A 21,659-nucleotide genomic window follows, 5' to 3' on the forward strand; every position below is an offset into this window, starting at 1 on the left:
AGCACTGATTGAAGAAGCAACAACTCCCCACGCTGGCCTCCACCTTCGCCCATGCGCTGGACGCGATGGGGCAGGGCGTCACGGCCCGCATGGCCGTCGCCCTCAGCGGCGGTCTCGATTCGTCCGCGCTGCTGCACCTGGCGCACGCCTGGGCGCGTGAACATGGCGCCGCGCTGCACGCCTTCCACGTTCACCACGGCCTGAGTCCCAATGCCGACGCCTGGCAGGCGCATTGCGAGCAGGCTTGCGCCGCGCTGGGCGTACCGTTCGCCGCACGCCGCGTGCAGCTGGACCAGCGCGACGGCACCGGCACGGAAGCGGCGGCCCGCAAGGCCCGCTACGCCGCGCTGGGCGGCATGTGCCGCGAGCACGGCGCGACGCTGCTGCTGACGGCCCACCATCTGGACGACCAGGCCGAAACGGTGCTGCTGCAACTGCTGCGCGGCTCCGGCCCGGCCGGCCTGTCCGGCATGGACGCGGCCAACGTCGCCCCCGGCCTGCTGGATCACGAGGCGCTGGTGATGGCCCGTCCGCTGCTGTCGGCCTCGCGCCCGCAACTGGAAGCCTATGTAGCCGGGCATGGCATCGCCTACGTGACCGATGAATCGAACAGCGACCCCCGCTTTGCCCGCAACGCCTTGCGGCACCAGGTGATGCCGGCGCTGGAGCAAGCCTTCCCCGGCTTCCAGCAGCGCTTCGCCCGCAGCGCCGCGCACGCGCAATCGGCCCAGCGCCTGCTGACGGAAATCGCGCAGCAAGACCTGGCCGCCTGCCTCGATGGCGACTGCCTCGATATCGGCAAGCTGCGTCTGTTGAGCCAGGACCGCAGCTACAACCTGCTGCGCCACTGGTTCGGCACGCGCCAGTTGCGCATGCCCAGCGCGGCCTGGTTGTCTGAAATGCTGACCCAGCTGCTGGAAGCGCGCTACGACGCCCAGTTGCTGGTCACCCATCCCGACTGCCACGTGCGGCGCCACCGCGACCGTCTGTACCTGACGCCCAAGCTGGCCGATCTGGCCGGCAGCCGCGAAGACCGGTTCGACCAAAGCCCGGGCCAGGACTTCGTGTGGCAAGGCGAGGCCTCGCTGGCGTTCCCGGCCTACGGCGGCGTGCTGCATTTCGACGTGGCCGACACGGGTTTCGCACCCGACTGGCTGCGTGGCCAGGCGCTGGTGATCGAGTTTCGCCGCGGCGGCGAACGCCTCAAGCTGGCCGCCAACCGTTCCACCCGCTCGCTGAAATACCACTACCAAGAGTGTGGGATTCCCGCCTGGGAGCGCGGCCGCCTGCCCGTGGTGCGCACGGCAGCCGACGTGTTGTTCGCGGCCGGGCTGGGCATGGATTGCAGGCATGTCAGCGCGGGGACGGGGGAGCGCATCGCCTTGCGCTGGGAGTCTGTATAGACAAGCTTCCATTCGCGCAATTTTGCATGTAGATATGCCGATACTGTATGATTTTATGCGGTTTTTGACTTGTTATTTTGCAGTGCGGCATGTACAGTGAAGGGCTCCATTTACTCCTTATTTGAGCGGAAAACTCACTGTTATGGCTTTAATCGTGCACAAATATGGCGGTACGTCGATGGGTTCGACGGACCGTATCAAGAACGTCGCGCGTCGCGTTGCCAAGTGGCACGACGCTGGACACCAGATCGTCGTGGTCCCGTCGGCAATGTCGGGCGAGACCAACCGCCTGATTGGGCTGGCGAAGGAAATTCAAGCCCAGCCTGATCCCCGCGAACTCGACATGATCGCCTCCACCGGCGAGCAAGTGTCGGTCGGCCTGCTGTCGATGGCCCTGCTGGCGATCGGCAAGCAAGCCGTGTCCTACGCCGGCTGGCAAGTGGCGATTAAAACCGATTCCGCTTTCACCAAGGCCCGCATTCAATCCATCGACGACGAAAAAGTACGGCGCGACCTCGACGCCGGCAAGATCGTCATCATCACCGGTTTCCAGGGTGTGGATGAGCACGGCAACATCTCGACCCTGGGTCGTGGCGGTTCGGACACCTCGGCCGTGGCCATCGCCGCCGCCATGAAGGCGTCCGAATGCCTGATCTTCACGGACGTGGATGGCGTGTACACCACCGACCCGCGCGTGGTATCGGAAGCGCGCCGCCTGAAAGCCATCACCTTTGAGGAAATGCTGGAACTGGCGTCGCTGGGCTCGAAAGTGCTGCAGACCCGTTCGGTGGAGTTCGCCGGCAACTACCGCGTGCCCACGCGCGTGCTGTCGTCGCTGACCGACCCTATGCTGGACCTGGAAGAAGAAGCCAACTCGGGCACCCTGATTTCGTTTGAGGAAGATACACACATGGAACAAGCAGTCATCTCCGGCATCGCATTCAACCGTGACGAAGCCAAAATCACCGTGCTGGGCGTGCCGGACCGTCCAGGCGTGGCCTACCACATCCTGGGCCCAGTGGCGGACGCCAACATCGAAGTGGACATGATCATCCAGAACCAATCGGTGGATGGCAAGACCGACTTCACCTTCACCGTATCGCGCAACGACTACGCCAAGGCGATGGACGTGCTGACGGCGGCCAAGGAAGAACTGGGTGCGGCCAGCTTCACGGGCGACGCCAAAGTGTCGAAGATCTCCGTGGTCGGTGTGGGCATGCGCAGCCACGTTGGCGTGGCATCGCAGATGTTCCGCACGCTGTCGGAAGAGGGCATCAACATCATGATGATCTCCACTTCCGAGATCAAGATTTCCGTGCTGATCGACGAGAAATACATGGAGTTGGCCGTACGCGCGCTGCACAAAGCGTTCGAACTGGAAAAAGCGTAAATATTTCGAAAAAAAATCACCGTCAACCTTGACCAAACAGACGGCGGTCTATACTATGACGGTCGTCTGCTCTAGCGCAGTTTGCTAAGGAAGACATAGTTGAGAAATCGACTAGGAGACGTGGCCGAGTGGCCGAAGGCACATCCCTGCTAAGGATGCATACGGCTTATACCTGTATCGTGGGTTCGAATCCCACCGTCTCCGCCAGAACAAAACAAAAAGCCTCCCCTGCGGGAGGCTTTTTGTTTTGCTCTGGACAGAACGGTGGGATTCGAAGGGTTGGGCCGTGCCGGCCCAACCCTTTCCGAATCGCCCAACTGCTGCCGCTGCGCGGCAGCCCGGTGCGCCGTGGGCGCGCGCTTGGGGCGATACGCGCATGCGTACGATGGCGTCGAGTTGGTCGTGGCAATGACCAGCCGCCCGGCACAAAATTGTATTGATGCATGTTTTGTTTTCAATTGTTGCGACGCCGGGCTAGAATGGCCGGGGGCGATCAGGGGAGGGGTGCCTGTGGCCGGAAATTGTATCTCGCGCTGGGGAGTTTATGTTGTTGACGCAAACGCTGGCGCGCCGCTTATTCCATACCATGTTGCCGTGGTATGTGTTGTCGGCGCTGTTCCTGACGCTGTTGCAGCTGGGCATACAATATGCGTCCGCCAGCAAAGCCATCGGCGACGACCTCACGACGCTGGCCAGGACCATCACCCCGGGCGTGACGCAGGCCGTGTGGGAGCTCGACAGCGCGCGCCTGGCGGCCATCGTCGACGGCGTGCGCCAGAATGCGATTGTCACCGGTGTGCGGATCAGCAATGGCGCCGGCGTGGCGCTGGCCGGCGGCGGCGACACCTTGCGTCCGTTCAGGCAAGCGCGGCTGATGCTGGTGCACGGCCAGCGCGAAGGCCGCCAAACGGCGATTGGGCAACTGGAACTGTTCGCCAACCACGGTATTCTGTGGGAACGCATCAAATACAGCCTGTTCGTCACCGTGTTCAGTTCGGTACTCGGCTTCACGCTGCTGTGGCTGATCTTTTACTGGACGATACGTTTTCGCCTGTCCAACAGCGTGACCGATATTGCGCGTGCGCTGGCCAGCTGGCGCGCCGGCGACAGTTCGGCGCAGATCGCCAGCCTCCACTACCCCTACCAGGATGAGCTGGGCCGTCTGGTGACGGCGCTGAACGACAGTCACGTGCAGCTGTATGCGTCCATGAACGCGCTGCGCGACGTCAACCATAATCTGGAGCGCATCGTGGCGGAGCGGACCGCCCAACTGCGGCTGGCCAAGGATGCCGCCGAATCGGCCAACCTGGCGAAAGGCCAGTTCCTGGCCAACATGAGCCACGAAATCCGCACCCCGATGAACGCCATCCTCGGCATGCTGTTCCTGGCCATGCGGACCGATCTGCCGCCGGCCGTCAGGAACTACCTCGGCAAGGCGCAAAGCGCCAGCATGTCCCTGCTGGCCATCATCAACGACATTCTCGACTTCGCCAAGATCGAGGCCGGCAAGCTCGACATTGAGGCGATCCCGTTCGCGCTCGATACGGTGCTGGAGCAGTTGGCGAGCACGGTCGCGTTCCAGGCCGAACCCAAGGGCGTGGAATTTTTGATCCGCTATGACCCGGCCATACCGCCCACGCTGATCGGTGATCCCTTGCGCCTGGGCCAGATTCTGCTCAACCTGTGCGGCAATGCCATCAAGTTCACCGAGCAGGGCGAGGTTGAATTGCGGTTTCGCGCGCTCGCCAGCGACGCCCACGGCATCACCATCGAAATGGCGATACGCGACACCGGGATCGGCATGGTTGACGAGGTGCGGCGTCGCCTGTTCGAGAAATTCACGCAAGCGGACCAAAGCACCACGCGCCGCTTTGGCGGTACCGGGCTGGGGCTGGCCATCAGCCGCCAACTGGCCGAAATGATGGGCGGGCGGATCTGGGTCGAGCGCTCGGCGCCTGGCCAGGGCAGCACGTTTTGCTGCACACTCACATTCGGCCTGCCCGCGGCCACGCCGACGGCCGACGCGCCATTGGTCGATCCTGTCGGCCCGCTGCTCAAGGGCATCCGTGCGCTGGTGGTGGACGACAGTCCCTCGGCCGGCGAAATTCTGGGGGACATGCTGCGCTTCCTGCATCTCGATGTGGCCGTCGCCACCAGTGGCGCGCAGGCGCTGGCCATGCTGGCGTCGGCGGGCGACCATCCGTTCGACCTTGTGATGATGGATTGGCGTATGCCGGGCATGAATGGCGATGAAGTGACCCGTCGCTTGCGGGCGGACCAGCGCATCCGCCCGACGCCCAAGGTCATGATGGTCACCGCCTATGGCCGTGAAGACGTGTTCCGGCTGGCGCAGGAAGCCGCGGTCGATGGTTTTCTCGTCAAGCCGGTGTCGCCCTCGACGCTGCTCGATTCCATCCTGTCGGTGCTGGGACGCAAGCGCATCCTGGGCGACGAGGAACCGCACCGGCCCGTGGCGGACGCGGCGGCCGGCGAGCTGGCGGGCGCCCGCGTGCTGCTGGTGGAAGACAACGACATCAACCGTGAATTTGCGCGCGAGCTGTTGCGCGGCGAAGGCATGCTGGTCGACGAAGCCGTCAATGGTCGCCAGGCGGTGGATCTGGTGCGCCAGGGACAATACGACGCGGTGCTGATGGACGTGCAGATGCCGGTGATGGATGGGCTGGAGGCGGCGCGCCAGATCCGGGCGTTGCCCGGCGAGCGCTACGCGGCGTTGCCCATCATCGCCATGACGGCGCTGGCGATGGCCCATGACGCCGAGCAGAGCCAGGCAGCCGGCATGAATGACCACGTGACCAAGCCGATCGCGCCGGCACGCCTGCTGGCCACGCTGGCGCGCTGGACCGGCACGCGCCAGGCTGGCGCCAGCACCGGCGCGGTGGCGGCGCCGGCCAGTGGGCCCTGTCCGCCCGATCTGTTGGGCCTGGCCAGCCTGGACGTGCGCGAGGGCCTGCGGCGCATCGGCGGCAAGGCGGCCGCTTACCGCAAGCAATTGCAGCGTTTCAGCGCACACTATGGCCACGCCGGCCGCACCCTGTGCGACATGCTGGCGCGGCAGGAACGCGAGCAGGCCGAAAGCCTGTGCCACGCGCTGACCGGCGTCAGCGGCAATATCGGGGCCAGCGCCCTGTTCGAGCATCTGTCCCGCATCCACACCGCGCTGAGACAGGGGCAGACGCCGGACGCCGGCGCGCTGGCATCGATGTGCGCCGCGCTGGACGCCGTGGTGGCCGACATCGCCCGCCTCGACGTCGACATGGATAGCGGTGGGCCGGCGTCCGGCGCCGGCGCGATCAATCCCGCGCTACTGAACCGTGCCACGGAACTGGTCACGGCGCTCGACTTCGACCTGGGCCGGGCCACGACCCTGCTCACCGAATTGCGCGCCGCCCTGGTGGGGACGGCCTGGGCGGGCAGCATCGCTGACATCGCCGCGCGTGCCGACGGGTTCGAGATCGACGCCGCCGTGGCGTTGGCGAAGGCCCTGGTCGATCAATGGGCCGCCGCGGCCGCCTCCCCGCAACAAGTCAACCTACCGCCAACATGAGCCTACCCCAACCGTATCGCCCCCGTATCCTGCTGGTCGACGATGTCCACGAAAACCTGCATTTGCTGATGCACCTGCTGGGCGCCCATTATGCGCTGACGGCCGCCACCTCGGGCGAGAAGGCGCTGGAGCTGGCGCGCCGTTTTCCGCAGCCCGATTTGATCCTGCTCGACATCAAGATGCCCGGCATGGATGGTTATACGGTGCTGTCGCACCTGAAAGCCGATCCGGCCACGGCCCGGATTCCCGTCATCTTCGTCACCAGCCTGGCCGATGCCGCCGATGTCAGCAGCGGCCTGGAGTTGGGCGTCGCCGATTACATCACCAAACCGATCGATCCGGACCTGTTGCTGCTGCGCCTCAATACCCAGCTGACGCTGCGCCGCTACCGGGAAGACACGGTGCTGTTCAAGACCGAGCTGGGGCAGGCGCCGATGGACGTGCCCACCGTGCTGCTGGTCGATGACGTGCCGGAAAACATCCACTGCTTGCTTGAACTGCTGCGCGACGACTACCGCGTGCTGGTCGCCAGCAACGGCGGCAAGGCGATGGAACTGGTGCGATCGTCGCCACCGCCGGACTTGGTGTTGCTGGACATTATGATGCCCGGCGTCGGCGGCCACGAAGTGTGCCAGCACATCAAGAGCTTGCCGGAGCGTCAGCGCATCCCGGTGATCTTCGTGACGGTGGCCGCCAGCAAGCAAGACAAGCTCAAAGGATTCGAACTGGGCGCGGCCGATTACATCACCAAGCCGTTCGACGTCGACGAAGTGCGCGCGCGCGTGCGCACCCACCTGGAGTTGAACCGGCTGTACCGTTTCCTGGAAGGGCAGGTCGGCCAGCGCACCGCCATGCTGCAAAAGAGCGAGGAAAAATACCGCATCCTGGCCGACTATTCGCCCAACTGGGAGTATTGGCTGTCGGCCGATGGCATTTATCTGTACGCGTCCCCGGCCTGCGCCGACGTGTCCGGTTATGCGCCGGCGGACTTCTTCGCGGACGCCGGTTTGATGGAGAAGATCATCGAACCGGCCGATCTGCCGGCCTGGGCCCAGTTCGGCCCCGGCGCGCCGCGGCAGGATGGTATGCCGCTGGCCGTGCGGATCCGCCATCGCGACGGCGGCGAACGCTGGGTCGAGCATGTCGCCAGGCGCGTGCGCGATGCCAACGGCCAGGACCTGGGCCTGCGCGGCTCCTACGCCAATATCACGCTGCGGCGCCAGGCTGAATTGCGGCTGGAGTTTTTCACCCACCGTGATCCGCTGACGGGCCTGTTCAACCGGGCGCTGCTGAGCGAACTGTTGTTGCGCGCGATACGCCAGGGTGAGCACGGCCAGACGGAATTCGCGCTGCTGCACATCAACCTGGACAACTTCAAGATCGTCAACGAGAGCCTGGGCCACAGCGCCGGCGACCGCCTGCTGACCGAGGTGGCGCAGCGGCTGCGCGAGCTGCTGCCGTCCTGCGAGGCGATCGCGCGTGTCAGCGGCGATGAGTTCAGCGTGATCCTGGAGCCGCAGCAACGGGCGATCGGGACCGATCTGCTGGCGCAGCGCATCATCGACACGCTGGCGCGTCCCTACCTGCTGGACCAGCGGCAGGTCTATGTGGATGCCTGTGTCGGCATCGCCCTGTACCCGCTGGACGGGCGCGACGTCGAAGCCTTGCAAATGAGCGCCGACGCGGCGCTGCACCAGGCCAAGGGCAAGGGGCCCGGTCAGCTGTGCTACCACTCGCCCGAGATGAGCGGCCGCGCGCGCGAACGGCTGGCGCTGGAGGCGGACTTGCGCGGCGCGCTGGCCAAGGGCGAATTATCGCTGCACTATCAGCCCCAGGTGGCGTTGGATAGTGGTGCGCTGGCGGGCATGGAGGCGCTGTTGCGCTGGACCCATCCAACGCGCGGCAGCGTGCCCCCGAACGCCTTTATTCCACTGGCGGAAGAGTGCGGCCTGATCGTGGAGATGGGGGACTGGATACTGGAAACCGTCTGCCGGCAAATCCGCCAGTGGAGCGAGGCGGGCATCGCGCCGCGGCACACGGCGGTCAATATTTCCGCCGTCCAGCTCAGCCGCGGCAATCTGTTCGATTCCGTGCGGCGCGCGCTCGATGTGTCCGGCGTGGCGCCGGGACAGCTGGAACTGGAGATCACGGAAAGCTGCGTGATGCTTGAGCGCGAGCTCTCGTTCAAGACCCTGGCCGACCTGCACGCGCTGGGGGTGCGCTTGTCCATCGACGATTTCGGCACGGGCTATTCCTCGTTGTCCTACCTGCAGCAGTTGGCGGTGCACAAGCTCAAGATCGACATGTCCTTCGTGCGCGGCATGATGGACAATAGCGGCAATGCCGCCATTGTCCGGGCCGTGATCGCGCTCGGCAAGAGCATGGGGCTGGAAATTATTGCCGAAGGCGTGGAGCAGCCGGAACAGGCGCGCTATCTGCGCGCGCAGGGATGCGATGTGATCCAGGGATATTTGCTCAGCAAGCCGATGCCGGCTGTCGCGGCCGGCGAGTATTTGGGCCGCTATGCGCAGCAGCCGCCTATTTTTTGAATGACGCCCCGGACAGGATACTGAGTCTGGCTCTGAGCCGCGCCACATCGCCGGACTTGATCAGGAGCTCGACGATGGCATCCATCTCCGCCACGGAAATGGGGCCGTCTTTCCTGACCAGGTTGGACAGTTCGACATGGGAGTCGAATTGTTCGTGCACGATGAGCTGTTCGCGCAGCCGTGGTTCGTCGAGATATTTGGCGACGATCACCTCGGGCACGATGCCCAGGTCGGCGCGGCCGGCCAGCACCATTTTCATGACGGCCTCATTGTTCGGCACGAGATCAGCATGGTAGTGCGTACGGATGTGGTTTTCGTCCGGATTGTTACCAAAGAGTTCGTAGTGATAGCCGCGCACGCCCGCGATCTGCCTGGTCTTCATGTCGGCGAACACTTTATGCCCGCCATAAGCGTTGTCGCGCCGGGCGACATAGACGTCGCCGGTGGCGAGGATGGTGCGGGTCGCCAGCAGGTTGAGCGCCGGGGCGGTCCAGACCGTGGTGCGCAAGGGATAGACGTCGGCTTCCTTGTTAATGAACACTTGGTCGAGCCGTACACGCGGGTAAATATTCAGTTCGAAGCGGAATTTATCCTGGACTTGGTTCATGCGGGCGATGAATTCGGCAAAAATACCGCGTGGCTCGTTCTTTGCATCAAGATAGAGCAATCGGTCCCACGTCTCGCTGGCGACGACGATGCGGGTCTGGGCGTGCGCGGTACCGGTCAGCAGGCACAGGCTGGCCGCGATCAGGCAAAGTGTCTTCCTCATGTATCCAACCAACAGCATGGCAACCTCCAGACGGTGTATCGCGCGATGGGACGCCATCGCCGGCTACCACACTATTGTAAGGGGTGCGATTGACTGTCTGTCAAGCATGCCGGTGTTGGGCCGCCCCACGCGGTGCCGGGGCGGCACGCCTCAGTCGGATGTGTACTGCATAGAATCTACTTCATTGGTCGCCGGACGGCATTGGGTTGGTGGACGTCGCCAACTCGCAGTGCCTCAATATGGCATGATATTGCAAATGACTTATAATAAATAAGCGATTTGCATAAAACGGGAGGAATCATGCAGCGATATAACGTAGGTCTGATCGGTTATGGCTTAGGCGGCGCCATTTTCCACGCCCCGATGATCGTGGCCACGCCAGGTTTGACGCTGGCCCGCATTTCCAGCCGCAGCGCCAACCGGGACCAGGTGGCGCGCGCTTACCCAGGCGTGTCGCTGGACGACACGCCGCAAGCGATGCTGGACGACCCCGCCATCGCCCTGGTAGTGGTCTGCACGCCCAACGCCAGCCACTATGCGCTGGCCAAGGCCGCGCTGCAGGCCGGCAAGCATGTGGTGGTGGACAAGCCATTCGTGCTGTCCTCCGCCGAGGGCGACGAGCTGGTGGCGCTGGCCAGGGAAAACGGCCTGCTGCTGAGCGTCTATCAAAACCGGCGCTGGGATGGCGACTTCCTCACGCTGCGCCAAACGGTCGCAGCGGGCGAGCTTGGCCCTATCCACACCTATCGCGCCCACTTCGACCGTTATTCGCCGCAAGTGAAGCCCGGCTGGAAGGGGCTGGCGCAGCCCGGATCGGGCGTGCTGTGGGACTTGGGCTCGCACCTGATCGACCAGGCTTTGCATTTGTTCGGCCTGCCGCGCGCCGTCACGGCGCAGGTAGCCATCCAGCGCGAAGGCGCGCAAGTGGAGGACGCGTTCGAACTGGTGCTGGACTATGGCGACCGCAAGGCCGTGCTGCACGCAAGTGCGCTGGTGCGCGCGCCCGGCCCGCGCTATGAAGTCCATGGCACGCTGGGCAGCTTTATCAAATACGGCGTCGATACCCAGGAGGATGCGCTGAAGGGCGGCGCCCGGCCCGGCGACGCGGGCTGGGGCCACGACCTGCCAGCCAACTACGCCACCGTCACCAGCGCCGATGGCGCCAGCCGCACGGTGGCCTCCATCCCCGGCGATTACCGGCTCTATTATGGCGGCATCCATCAGGCACTCGCCGAAGGAAAACCGGCGCCGGTGGCGGCCGAAGATGCGGTGGCCGTGGTGCGCGTGATCGAATGCGCCTACCGTAGCCACCTGGAACGCCGCACCATCGATTTCGCTTAAGGAGAGGACGACATGCAGGTAGATTACAGCGACACGCTGGCGGCGCTGGTGCGCGAGGAAGAGGAATTGCAGTTCTCCGCGTTCTCGAACGGCGACGCGCTGGCCCTGGGTTTGAAGCTGGTGGAGCGCGCCCATGAACTGGGCAAGGCGATCACGGTGGACATCACCCGTCACGGCCACCAGCTGTTCCACCACGCGATGGCCGGCACCACGCCTGACAACGGTCACTGGGTGCGCCGCAAGAACAACGTGGTGCAGCGTTATGGCCGGAGCTCCTGGCACGTGGGCACGCAATACCGCAGCAAGGGCAAGACCTTCGAGGCCGACAGCGGCGTCGATCCGGCCGATTTCGCCGCGCATGGCGGCGCGTTCCCGCTGGCCCTGCGCGGCACCGGCGTGATCGGCACGGTCACCGTGTCCGGCTTGCCGCAGCAGGAAGATCACGAACTGGTGACGTCCGTCCTGCGCGCCTATCTGGGTTCGCGCCCATGAACAGGCAAGGCACGCTGCCCCAGGCGGAACGGCTCGATGCGATCCGCTCTTACCTGGATCAGCACTACCGCATCGGCATCGAGGATATCTGCAAGCTGTTCGGGGTGACGCGCGATACGGCCCGGCGCGACGTGGTGCGGCTGGATGCGGCCGGCCGCGCGCTGCGCGTGCGCGGCGGCGCGGTGCTGCCGCCGCAAAGCCGGCAGGTGGAGCAATACGCCCAGCGCACGGGCGCGTCCATCGCCAAGCAGGCCATCGGCCACGCGGCCGCCGGGCTGCTGTGCGATGGCGAGCGCGTTTTGTTCGATACGTCCACCACGGTGCTGGCGGTGGCCCGCGCGACCACGGCGGCGTCGTTGAACGTGGTGACCAATTCGATCGACGTGGCCGAGGCATTTGGCCAGACGGAGGGCGTGGAACTGCATGTGCTGGGTGGCCGCTTCAATGCCTGGCAGCGCAGCCTGGAAGGGGCGCAAACGCGACAGGGCGTGGCGCAGTTCCAGTTCGATAAGCTGATCCTCGGCGCCTGCGCCATCGACCTGCTGGGATTGACCTGTCCATCGGACGAGGAAGCGTCGCTCAAGCAAGCCATGATGGGCCAAGCCAGCCAGGTGATCGTGGTGGCCGACAGTTCCAAGTTCAGCAAGGCGTTCATGCATCGCCTGTGCGCGTTTGACGCCATCGACGTGCTGGTGACGGACCAGCCGCCGCCGGCCGCCATCGTCGCGGCGCTGGCCGAGGTCGGCGTCCAGCTTATCGTCGCGGGACACGACCTGGCGCAGTAACCTGTGTCCGCGCCGCATGGCGGGCGAGGACACGTGGCAGCGCGCCGGGGCGGCCGCTATTGCGTGGCCGCCGTCAGGTCCAGCCGGACTTTCCATGCGTCGGGCTGGGCCTTGGGCACGCCGTCGGCGTCGAAGTTCATCAGCGTGTCCTGGTGCGCGTCGTAGCGCGGCCATTCGGGCAAGCCTGCCGCATTCGGATTGCCCGTCTTGGCGAAATTGGCCCAGTAGCGGTTGACCTGGCTGGCGACGTCCGCGTCCCGGTCGGTGAGGGCGCCGGCGTATTTTGCTGTCACCGTGTTCATCACGTAGGGAATCTCGGTCGCATGCGGGGCGCCAGTGGGCCATTGCGTGCGCATCGAGTCGGCGACGTACGAGAAGCGGTAGGCATACACTGGCAAGCCCTGTTTCGAGACGGTGGCGGCCACGAAGCGGGCCGGCTCCACCATCATCCGGTCGGCTCCGATCACCATGTTGAGCGATGCGAGATCGGCGCTGCCATCGGGGTCATACGCGGCCCGTGCGGCTGTGGCATGGTCGCCGAATGCGGCGAACGCCTCGTCCTTGCTGCGGGCATCGCCAAAGCCGATGTCGGCGCTATTGGCGCCTATCATGAGCGGTATCCTGGCCTGGCTGCCCGCCAGGCAGGCTTCCTGTGGCGACGTGCGCACGATGCGTCCGTCGATCATGGGGCCGCCGTAATCGTCGGCCTCCCACATTGTCGCCATGTTCAGTCCATTGGTCAGCGCCTGCGCCGGCAAGGCCCGCAGGCGCGCCAGGGCGGCGGGGCCCGTGCCTGTGATCCCGTGCTTCCTGGCCAGCACGAGGCCCAGTGTTTCGGACGAAGGCAGTTCCGGCTGGTCATGCCGCAGGTCGCGCTTGCCCATCAAGTTGTCGCGGCCACCGCCGGACTGGATGATGGCCCTGGCGAACAGGCCTTTGGCCATGGGGGAGGTCGTCAACATATGCACCGAGCCGCCGCCGGCCGATTCGCCAAACAGCGTGACATTGGCTGGGTCACCGCCGAACGCGGCTACGTTCTTCTGCACCCATTGCAGGGCCGCGATCTGGTCCATGTAGCCGTAATTGCCGAGCAGTCCATGATCGGCATCGGCCTTGCTCAAAGCGGGGAAGCCGAAGAATCCAAAGCGCCCCAGGCGGTAGTTGAAGCTGACGAATATCACGTCCTGCCTGGCGAATGCATCGCCGGCATAGGTGGATGGCGACGCGCCGCCGTTCACGAAGCCGCCGCCATGGATCCACACCATCACTGGCAATGGTCGCGCGCTGGCCGCCAGCGGGCGCCAGACGTTGAGCACCAGGCAGTCCTCGGCCGGGGTGGTGCCCAGCGGTGCGGCGTCGCCGTCGAAGGGCTGTTGCATGCAGTCGTGGCCGTAGTGCTCCGCCCGCCGGACGCCGCGCCAGGCCGGTGCCGGCTGGGGCTTGCGCCAGCGCAGGTTGCCTACCGGCGGCGCGGCATACGGGATGCCTTTGTAGGAGACCACGCCATTGGCGGCCACGCCCTGTAGTTTGCCGCTCTCGATCGCGACGGTGGCCGTGGCGGCGGCCCAGCTGTCGCCGCCCATGCTGAAGGCGGCGACGGCGCACGCGCTAAGCGTCAGGCGCAGCAAGGTGCGGCGGTTGCCTGCTTGTGCAGTTGATGTCATGTGTATTCCTGTCTCGAAGATGTGTGGGAGGGATCGTGGTTCAGGGTTTGATGGTCATCGCGGCCAGCCTGGCCGTGCCTTCCAGCGACGCATCGCTGGCGGAGGTGCCGACCATCACGCGGTAGTCGCCGGCGGCAAGCTGCCAGCGGTTCGCGCGCGGATCGAAGCGTGCCAGCAGGCGGGGATCGACCTCGATGCTCACCCGCCGGTGTTCGCCGGGCGCCAGCGCCACCTTGTCCCAGCCGATCAGCCGGCGCATGGGCTGGTTGCCCACTGCGCTCAGGTAGACCTGCGGTACGTCGGCGCCCGCCACGCTGCCTGTGTTGGCCACGTCCAGGCTGACGGTGAGCGTGCGGCCGCCCCGCACCTGCAGGCCGGAGTGGGCGAACGTCGTGTAGGACAGACCAAAGCCGAACGGATACAGAGGCTGTTCGCCGGTCCTGGCGAACCAGCGGTAGCCGACGTCGGCGCCTTCGTTGAACGCGATATCGAAGGCGGCATCGCTGCTGGCCTGGCCCGGGCCGGGCAGCGCGGGACGCGGCAACTGGCGCACGGACCTGGGGAAGGTCATCGGCAGTCGGCCCGACGGCGTGACGACGCCAAACAGGACGTCGGCGATGGCCTCGCCACCTTCCTGCCCCGGATACCATGCCTGCAGCACGGCCGCGCTGGCGGCCAGCCATGGCATGTCGACCGGGTTGCCCGTCTCCAGTACCACCACGGTGCGCGGATTGGCGGCCGTCACGGCGGCCACCAGCGCATCCTGGCCTTGCGGCAGGCTCAGGTCCGGCACGTCCTCGGCTTCGCCGCACCACTGCGTGCCAAAGACAATGGCGACGTCGGCGCCGCGCGCCAGTTCGGCTGCCCGGGCCGGGTAGCGCCCGTCGTCAAAGACCACTTCGGCGCCGGGCGCGCGGGCGCGGATCGCCTGCAGCGGGGGCGAGGCGAACCAGGTGGCGCGGCGGAACAGGGTGTCCAGCACCGTGTTGCCGCCCAGCGCGATGGTCAGCGGTGCCTCGCCCGTTGGCGTCACCTGCGACGAGCCGCCGCCGCTCAGCACCCCCAGGCTGGCATTGCCGCCGATGACGGCCACGCGCCTGACCTGGCGCGACAGCGGCAAGGTGGCGCGTTCGTTGCGCAGCAGGACGATGCCCTCGGCCGCCACCTGGCGGGCCAGCCCGGCATGGGCCGGGTAGTCAACCTTGGCGGGCGCCGGCGGATGGTCGAACAGGCCGGCGGCGAACATGGAACGCAGGATGCGGCGCACCATGTCGCTGATGCGTTGCGGCGCGATGGCGCTGGCGGCCACCGCCTGCTTGAGCGGTTCGCCGAAAAACACCTGCGTGTCGAGCTGCTCGCCGGACTCATGATCCAGCACCCTGGCGGCGGCGGTCGAGTGGACGGCGCCCCAGTCGGACATGACCCAGCCCGGATAAGCCCAGTCGCGCTTGAGGACGTCGCCCAGCAGGTAGTCGTTTTCGCACGCGTGCGCGCCGTTCACTTTGTTGTAGGCGCACATGACGGCGCCCGGCTGGCCCCGTTCGATGGCCAGCTCGAAGGCCAGCAGGTCGCTCTCGCGCAGGGCCGCCGCGTCGATGTTGGCGCTGTAATGGTCGCGCCCTGTCTCGTAGGGATTGAGGGCGAAGTGCTTGACGGTCGATACCACGTGCGCGCTCTGGATGCCGGCGATCGAGGTGCCGGCCATCACGCCGGCCAGCCACGGGTCTTCGCCCAGGTATTCGAAATTGCGCCCGCCGCGCGGGTCGCGCGCGAGGTTGGCGCCGCCGGCCAGCAGCACGTTGAAGCCCTTGGCGTGCGCCTCCCGGCCGATGGCCGCGCCGCTGGCGCGGGCCAGTTGCGGGTTCCAGCTGGCCGCCAGCGCCAGGCCGGAGGGCAGTGCCGTGGCCGTGTCGCCGGGGCGCACGTTGTCCGGGTTGGTGACGCCCAGGCTGGCGTCGGTCTCGTTCAACGCCGGCAGGCCCAGGCGCGCCACGCCGGCCACGTAGCCGGCCGAGCCCAGCGAGCCCGGTGGACGCGGCGTGCCGTCGAACTCCGTGGCCATCGGGCTGTGCAGCAAGGCCAGCCGCTCGTCCGGTGTGAGCGCCTGTTCCAGTAGCTGGGCGCGGGCGTCGGCCGGCAGGGCGGTGTTCATCCATGGCCGTTCCGGTGGCGCGGCGCCGGCCGCCGCGCAGGCGCCCACCGAGAGCGCCAGCGCCAGTGTGCGCGCGGCCGCAGCCGCGCGTGTGCGTGTCAATTGCATGGTGTCCTCGATGCGCCGCCGTTACTGGAAATAGGCGGTCAGGCGCACGCCGGCCGTGCGGGGCGCGGCCAGGCTCACCGTGGCGGCATAGCCGGAGGAGGCGGCCGCGTAGTCGGTGATGACGGTCTTGTTCGTGATGTTGCGCACGTAAGCCTGCAGCATCCACTTGTCGCTGGCCGGCGCGTAACTGAGGTTGGCGTCGCTCAGGTGGTAGGCGGGCTGGGTGATCTGCTCGGCATTCACGTAGTCGTTCAGCACATACGAGGACGAGTAGTGCGTCCCAATCGTACCGCTGAGCGAGGCGCCGCTTTCCAGGTAGAGCTGGTGCGAGTAGCTTAAGCCCAGCGTGGCCTTGGGCGACTTGGCCAGCCGCAAGCCGGCCCAGTTGCTGGTGGCGTTCGGCATGTAGTTCTTGAAGTGGGCATCCAGGTAAGTGGCCGAGAAATTGAGCCGGCCCGACTCGCTCACCACGAATTTGCCTTCCAGTTCGGCGCCGGTGACGCTGGCCTTGGCGGCGTTCAGGGTCTGCGAGAGCGGGGCGCCGGTGAGGGGATCGTTGATCACCGTCGTCAATTGCAGGTCCTTGTAGTCGTAGGCGAAGATGTTGGCGTTGACTTGCAGGCGGTTGTTGAGGAAGCGGCCCTTGATGCCCGCTTCGAGCGCTGTCAGGTGCTCGGGGTCGTATTGCAGGTAGGGGTTGGTGGCGGTGGTGCCATCGTTGAAGCCGCCCGCCTTGTAGCCCGTCGACAGGGTGGTGTACAGCATGGTGTCCTTGGCCAGCAGGTAGTCGATGCCGACCCGGCCCGTGGTCTGTGCGTAGGAGACGCTGGCGTCGTTGGTGCTGCTGTAGAACGGCGGGTCGCCGATGATGGTCTGCCCCAGCCGCGATTTGTCGTCGAAGGTGCGGCGCAGGCCGGCCATCACGTGCAGGCCGGGAGCGATGCTCAGGGTTGCTTCGCCAAACGCGGCCCTGGATTTGGAGATGGTCGGGTCTTGCGCGAAGACCAGCAAGCCCACGTCCGGGAAATGGCGCAGGCGGGCGTCGATGGCCGAGCGTTCCTTGAACAGATACAGGCCGCCTATGGTCTTCCACGCGCCGAACGCTGAAGCGAGCCGCAGTTCGTGCGAGGTTTGCGTATAGCTGCCAACGGTCGTGCTATCGGCGCTGACGACGCCGGCCACTTCCTCGCCGATCGGGGCGATTTCATCGCGATCGTAGTTGCGGTGCGCCACCTGGTAGGTCAGTTCGCCCACGGCCAGGTTGGCTTTGAGTTCGGCGCTGGTGCCGCGCGCGCGGTTGTTGTAGGTGCCGGGTACCGATGGCGTGTCGGTGCGCTGTGCGCTACCTGTCCGGTGCAGCACGGTGTCGTACAGCACAGTGCCGGGGCCCGCGCCTTTGAGCGTGCTGGCATCGGCGCTGAGGAGCAAGGCCAGGTCGGGCGTGAATTTCAGGCTGGCCTGCAGGCGGCCGGACAGGCTGTCGTCATCGTCATAATCGTGGGCGAAGTGCTGGGTCGAGCGGATGTAGCCATCGTGCTGGCTTTTCGCGACGGCGGCGCGGATCGCCAGCACGCTATTGACCTTGCTGTTGACCATGCCGTCGAACTTCCTGTCCGCATAGTTGCCCAGCTCGATGGCGGCGCTGCTTTCGAACTTGTCGGCCGGCTTGTTGGTGATCAGGTTGATGGCGCCGGCCGTGGCGTTGCGGCCATACAGCGTGCCTTGCGGACCGCGCAGCACTTCCACCCGCTCCAGGTCGTAGAACGCCAGTCCGGCCGACTGGGGGCGGGCCAGGTTGACGCCATCGATGTTGAAGGCGGCCGAGGGATCGCCTTTTTCCGTGGTGTCGGCGCTGCTCACGCCGCGGATCGAGATCACGGTCGCGCCACCGTTGTTCGAAATTTGCACGTTGGGCACCAATTCCGTCAAGTTCGAGGCATTGACCGCGCCGGCGGCCTTGAGTTCGTCGCCCGACACCACGCTCAGCGCGATCGGTGTCTTGGATGCCGGCTGGGCCACGCGCTGGGCGGTGACGATGACTTCCTGGATTTGGCCGTTGGTGGACGGCGCCTGGGCCGCCGCGCCGCCTGCCTGCGCGAGCAGGACGGCGGTGGTGATGGCGGTCTTCTTGAAGCTGGTGTGGTCTGGCATGGTGGTCTCCTGGGCTTTTGTAGTTTCTGGTGTGACGAGGTTTTGCGCATTTACCGACTATTCTTTCGGTTTTTCGTTGTGAAATGTATATTTGCGATCAATCAAAGTCAAGCACTTTTGTTGTAAAACTACGCGGGTAATGTACGTGGGTGTGGAGGTTTTCTCCATGATTCCTTGGCGGTTTTGCGTGGTTTGCAGGGGCGTGGAGCCGGATTCGCTGGCTAGCGGCGGGTGTGGCGGCTACTTGGCGGTGGCCGTGTTGTAATCTGACTAAAACGTCGGTACTTTGGGTGATGGTGTCCGAGAGGATGCGTGCGTACAACCAGCGCGGCGCGATACCGGTTCGACCGCGTGGGCCAAATGGCAAGACCCGTCCCGCGCGGTCTGTACTCTCGCGCCTGCCGTCCGACTGTGCCCCCATCGCGCGTACGCCGTGCTTACCATGCAAGTTGCCAGAATCAATCTCCTGAGGTGTACATGCGACCCGATCTCTCCCCCCAACCCAGCGGCTGCCAGCAGCGGACGGTCATGCGCCATCGCGGCCTGGTGCCCGCCCGCGTAACGGACCACGTGGCCGAGGAAGTGCCGGTGGCACTGGTTTTCAACGGCATCTCCCATGCCGTGATGATGGCCACACCCCGCGACCTGGAAGCGCTGGCCGTGGGCTTTGCGCTCACCGAAGGCATCGTGCCCGACCAGTCCGACATCCATGACGTGGCCGTGCACCAGTTGCCGGCGGCGGCCGAAGTGCAGCTCACCATCGGCCAGGGCGCCTTCATGCAGCTCAAGCAGCGGCGCCGCGCGCTGTCCGGCCGCACCGGCTGCGGCATTTGCGGCATCGAGAGTCTGGCGTTGCTGGACCTGGAACCGGCGCCCATGCCACCGGCCCCGTTGCCCGCGCCGCTGGCGCCTGCGCTCGCGCGCGCGGCGCGCGGGCTGGGCCAGCACCAGGTATTGATGCGCGCGACAGGCGGCGTCCACGCGGCGGCCTGGTGCGGGCTCGATGGCACGGTGCAGGCGGTGTTCGAGGATGTGGGCCGGCATAACGGCCTCGATAAGCTGATCGGGCACCTGGTCATGCAGGGCGCCGATCTGCGCGCCGGCTTCGTCTTCCTGTCCAGCCGCGCCAGCTATGAACTGGTGCGCAAGGCGGCGCGGGTCGGCATCCCCATGCTCGCCACCATCTCCGCGCCCACCAGCCTGGCCATCGACATCGCCGGACAGGCCGGATTGAAACTGGTGAGCTTCTGCCGCGCCGACGGCTTTGTCGACTATACCAACAGCGCCGATATCGTGAGCGCCGCTCCTTGACGCGCACCTGGCGCGCCATGCCCTGGGGGGCTGGCAATCGGTAATGTCTTCCGCTTGCCAGCCCCCGACACTACACCTCCCGTTCAATCGATCTGATAGCCTTTGCCGACCGGCGCGTCCGGCGGCAGCGGCTGGCCGCACAGCTCCAGCACCGACCGCTCGATGGTGCGGCTCATGGCGTCCAGCGCCAGGCAGTTCGGTGCGGTGCCGAACGGCTCGCCGATTTCCTGGGCTATGGCTTCCAGTGCCACCAGGGTGTAGGCGACAAATACGGCGATCAGCGGCGTCGCCGCGCCGATCGCGTGCACCAGGCCAAACGGCAGCAGGAAGCAATAGGCGTAGATGGTCCGGTGCAGCAGCACGCCGTAGGGATAGGGGATGGGCGTGCCGGCGATCCGTTCACAGCCGGCCACCGCATCGGCCAGGTTGTTGAGCTGGACGTCGAGCATCCACACGGTTTGCGCGCCGCCGGGCAAGCCGGCGCACGCTTCTTGCAAGGCGCGGCGCATGTCGTTGAGCGCCATGATCGGGCGGTAGGTGCGCGCGCGTGCCAGGGCCACCGCCTCCGGACCCTGCAGCCGCTCCAGGTCGCGGCCGGCATCCGTGCCGCGCAGCTGGTGCCGCAGCAGGTGCACGAAGGCGACCAGCTGGCGCGCGAAGCGGGCATGGTCCAGCCGCTCCGCCGGCAGGTAGGCCAGTGTCTGCGAAGTCAGGGTGCGCGCCGCGGCCAGGATGTGACCCCACAGCTGGCGCGCTTCCAGGTAGCGCTGGTAGCTGGCGTTGTTGCGAAAGCCGAGGAAGATCGCCAGGCTGATACCGAGCAGGGGGAACGGCGCGGTATCGAGCGGCACGCGCTCGCCCAGGATGCGCCCGTGGCCGAGCAGCGCCGCCACGCTGATGGCCAGTATCAGCGCCAGTTGCGGCAGAATCGAGGGCAGCACGGAGCCGTTCCACACCAGCAGCATGCGGAACCAGTTGCTTGGAGGGCGGATGATCAAGGCGCCTCCTTAATGCTGCAACGGGACGCGGCCACGGAACACGTGGTACTGGTACAGGTTGTAGCCGACCATGATGGGGAACACGACGGCGATCCCGCACAACATGAAGGCCATCGTGGCGCCGTCCGCGGCCGCCGCCGCGATGGTCAGCTTGCCGGGCACGAGGTCGGGGAACAGGCTGACCGCCAAGCCGGCGAACGACGCGGCAAACAAGCCGATGGCGCCGCGGAACGGGCCATGGCTGGAGCCCACGTACAGCGCATAGAGCACATAGCCACCGGCGCAGGCGGCCAGCAGCGCGAGCGGCGCCAGTAACGCCAGCACGGCCGGCTGCATCCACCGGTCATGGCCTATTTCGCTGAACAGCATGGTGCCGGCCGACAGCAGCACGGCCGCGGCCATCGTCGCCATCAGCGTACCGGTCGCCTGGCGGCGTGCCGTTTCCACCAGTTCGCCATGCACCTTCTTGACCAGGTAGGTCGCGCCCAGCAGGGCATAGCCGGCGATCACACCCAGCGCGCACAGGGCCGTGAACGTGCCCGCCAGCGCGCCCGGCGCCAGGCCGGTGATGACCTTGCCCAGCACCACGCCCTGGCAGGCGGACGCGCCCAGGCTGCCCAGGCCGAACATCAGGTCCCAGCCGCGCTTGCGCACGGCCGCGTGGCGGAACTCGATGGCCGCGCCACGGGCGATCAGCGAACCGACCAGCAGCATGACGGGTACGTACAGCTGTTCCATCAACATGGCGTAGGCGAGCGGGAAGGCGCCGAACATGGCGCCGCCCAGCACCACCAGCCAGGTTTCGTTGGCGTCCCACACGTGGCCGATGGACGAGAAGATCTGGTCGCGGTCCTGCTCGCGCGGGGTGACGAGGGTGAGGATGCCGACCCCGAGGTCGAATCCGTCGGTAATGACGTAGAACACCAGCATCAGGCCCATGAGGCCGAACCAGGCATTGGTCAGTATGGTATGCATGATGAC

The 21,659-nt window shown here is 66.0% G+C and carries 14 protein-coding genes and 1 tRNA gene; 9 read left to right on the forward strand and 6 right to left on the reverse strand.

The annotated features are described in order from the left end of the window. The first annotated feature begins 8 nt into the window (after positions 1-8). From tilS to H3H39_RS08170, 5 genes are all read left to right on the forward strand, one after another. Positions 9-1,403 carry a tRNA lysidine(34) synthetase TilS gene (gene tilS, locus H3H39_RS08150; RefSeq protein ID WP_229217926.1) on the forward strand — a complete coding sequence of 465 codons (1,395 nt, stop codon included), beginning with the start codon at positions 9-11 and terminating at the stop codon, positions 1,401-1,403. A 142-nt stretch (positions 1,404-1,545) separates the two neighbouring features. Further along, on the forward strand, positions 1,546-2,793 hold the full coding sequence (locus tag H3H39_RS08155) for an aspartate kinase (RefSeq protein WP_182152858.1): 1,248 nt from the start codon (positions 1,546-1,548) through the stop codon (positions 2,791-2,793). A gap of 114 nt (positions 2,794-2,907) precedes the next feature. After that, positions 2,908-3,000, forward strand: a tRNA-Ser gene (locus H3H39_RS08160). 337 nt (positions 3,001-3,337) lie between these two features. Continuing rightward, the gene (locus H3H39_RS08165; RefSeq protein WP_182152859.1) at positions 3,338-6,358 is read left to right on the forward strand and encodes a response regulator; all 3,021 of its coding nucleotides are present in this window, start codon (positions 3,338-3,340) and stop codon (positions 6,356-6,358) included. Further along, the gene (locus H3H39_RS08170) at positions 6,355-8,907 is read left to right on the forward strand and encodes an EAL domain-containing protein (protein ID WP_182152860.1); all 2,553 of its coding nucleotides are present in this window, start codon (positions 6,355-6,357) and stop codon (positions 8,905-8,907) included. Before H3H39_RS08165 ends, H3H39_RS08170 begins: the two co-directional genes overlap by 4 nt. Here the strand turns inward: H3H39_RS08170 and H3H39_RS08175 are convergent. Then, complete coding sequence (locus H3H39_RS08175; protein ID WP_182152861.1) at positions 8,897-9,694, reverse strand: substrate-binding periplasmic protein; 798 nt, start codon at positions 9,692-9,694, stop codon at positions 8,897-8,899. The genes H3H39_RS08170 and H3H39_RS08175 overlap by 11 nt on opposite strands. Before the next feature lie 282 nt (positions 9,695-9,976). Here H3H39_RS08175 and H3H39_RS08180 point away from each other — a divergent pair, with 282 nt between their 5' ends. The 3 genes from H3H39_RS08180 to H3H39_RS08190 are packed head-to-tail and all read left to right on the forward strand — an operon-like array spanning position 9,977 to position 12,294. Next, positions 9,977-11,017, forward strand: coding sequence for an oxidoreductase (locus H3H39_RS08180; RefSeq protein ID WP_182152862.1), 1,041 nt, complete (start codon positions 9,977-9,979; stop codon positions 11,015-11,017). Positions 11,018-11,029: 12 nt separating this feature from the next. Next, complete coding sequence (locus H3H39_RS08185) at positions 11,030-11,509, forward strand: heme-degrading domain-containing protein (RefSeq protein WP_182152863.1); 480 nt, start codon at positions 11,030-11,032, stop codon at positions 11,507-11,509. Then, positions 11,506-12,294: a DeoR/GlpR family DNA-binding transcription regulator gene (locus H3H39_RS08190; protein ID WP_182152864.1), complete on the forward strand. Its 789-nt coding sequence runs from the start codon at positions 11,506-11,508 to the stop codon at positions 12,292-12,294. The genes H3H39_RS08185 and H3H39_RS08190 overlap by 4 nt, the downstream gene beginning before the upstream one ends. A 56-nt stretch (positions 12,295-12,350) precedes the next feature. Here the strand turns inward: H3H39_RS08190 and H3H39_RS08195 are convergent, their stop codons facing one another. The 3 genes from H3H39_RS08195 to H3H39_RS08205 are packed head-to-tail and all read right to left on the reverse strand — an operon-like array spanning position 12,351 to position 18,369. After that, on the reverse strand, positions 12,351-13,958 hold the full coding sequence (locus H3H39_RS08195; RefSeq protein WP_220461468.1) for a carboxylesterase/lipase family protein: 1,608 nt from the start codon (positions 13,956-13,958) through the stop codon (positions 12,351-12,353). A gap of 40 nt (positions 13,959-13,998) precedes the next feature. Then, the gene (locus H3H39_RS08200; protein WP_182152865.1) at positions 13,999-16,218 is read right to left on the reverse strand and encodes a beta-glucosidase family protein; all 2,220 of its coding nucleotides are present in this window, start codon (positions 16,216-16,218) and stop codon (positions 13,999-14,001) included. Positions 16,219-16,239: 21 nt separating this feature from the next. After that, positions 16,240-18,369 (reverse strand): TonB-dependent receptor, encoded by a 2,130-nt coding sequence (locus H3H39_RS08205; RefSeq protein WP_182152866.1) that lies wholly within the window; start codon positions 18,367-18,369, stop codon positions 16,240-16,242. A gap of 477 nt (positions 18,370-18,846) precedes the next feature. On the opposite strand from H3H39_RS08205, the gene fdhD reads away from it, so the two are divergent. Next, positions 18,847-19,680: a formate dehydrogenase accessory sulfurtransferase FdhD gene (fdhD, locus tag H3H39_RS08210; RefSeq protein ID WP_182152867.1), complete on the forward strand. Its 834-nt coding sequence runs from the start codon at positions 18,847-18,849 to the stop codon at positions 19,678-19,680. Positions 19,681-19,763: 83 nt separating this feature from the next. Here the strand turns inward: fdhD and H3H39_RS08215 are convergent, their stop codons facing one another. Both H3H39_RS08215 and H3H39_RS08220 read right to left on the reverse strand, forming a co-directional pair. Further along, positions 19,764-20,678, reverse strand: coding sequence for a bestrophin family protein (locus H3H39_RS08215; RefSeq protein WP_182152868.1), 915 nt, complete (start codon positions 20,676-20,678; stop codon positions 19,764-19,766). Between the two features lie 9 nt (positions 20,679-20,687). Then, complete coding sequence (locus tag H3H39_RS08220) at positions 20,688-21,653, reverse strand: cytochrome d ubiquinol oxidase subunit II (RefSeq protein ID WP_182152869.1); 966 nt, start codon at positions 21,651-21,653, stop codon at positions 20,688-20,690. Positions 21,654-21,659 lie beyond the last annotated feature (6 nt).

The sequence above is a fragment of the Rugamonas apoptosis genome, from assembly GCF_014042355.1.
GTDB classification, from domain to species: Bacteria; Pseudomonadota; Gammaproteobacteria; order Burkholderiales; family Burkholderiaceae_D; genus Rugamonas; species Rugamonas apoptosis.

What these genes read in the sequence shown, in the direction of transcription:
- H3H39_RS08155 (WP_182152858.1), top strand. Translation starts at nt 1,546, where the DNA reads ATGGCTTTAATCGTGCACAAATATGGCGGTACGTCGATGGGTTCGACG.
- H3H39_RS08165 (WP_182152859.1), top strand. Translation starts at nt 3,338, where the DNA reads ATGTTGTTGACGCAAACGCTGGCGCGCCGCTTATTCCATACCATGTTG.
- H3H39_RS08170 (WP_182152860.1), top strand. Translation starts at nt 6,355, where the DNA reads ATGAGCCTACCCCAACCGTATCGCCCCCGTATCCTGCTGGTCGACGAT.
- H3H39_RS08175 (WP_182152861.1), bottom strand. Translation starts at nt 9,694, where the DNA reads ATGCTGTTGGTTGGATACATGAGGAAGACACTTTGCCTGATCGCGGCC.
- H3H39_RS08180 (WP_182152862.1), top strand. Translation starts at nt 9,977, where the DNA reads ATGCAGCGATATAACGTAGGTCTGATCGGTTATGGCTTAGGCGGCGCC.
- H3H39_RS08185 (WP_182152863.1), top strand. Translation starts at nt 11,030, where the DNA reads ATGCAGGTAGATTACAGCGACACGCTGGCGGCGCTGGTGCGCGAGGAA.
- H3H39_RS08190 (WP_182152864.1), top strand. Translation starts at nt 11,506, where the DNA reads ATGAACAGGCAAGGCACGCTGCCCCAGGCGGAACGGCTCGATGCGATC.
- H3H39_RS08195 (WP_220461468.1), bottom strand. Translation starts at nt 13,958, where the DNA reads ATGACATCAACTGCACAAGCAGGCAACCGCCGCACCTTGCTGCGCCTG.
- H3H39_RS08200 (WP_182152865.1), bottom strand. Translation starts at nt 16,218, where the DNA reads ATGCAATTGACACGCACACGCGCGGCTGCGGCCGCGCGCACACTGGCG.
- H3H39_RS08205 (WP_182152866.1), bottom strand. Translation starts at nt 18,369, where the DNA reads ATGCCAGACCACACCAGCTTCAAGAAGACCGCCATCACCACCGCCGTC.
- fdhD (WP_182152867.1), top strand. Translation starts at nt 18,847, where the DNA reads ATGCGACCCGATCTCTCCCCCCAACCCAGCGGCTGCCAGCAGCGGACG.
- H3H39_RS08220 (WP_182152869.1), bottom strand. Translation starts at nt 21,653, where the DNA reads ATGCATACCATACTGACCAATGCCTGGTTCGGCCTCATGGGCCTGATG.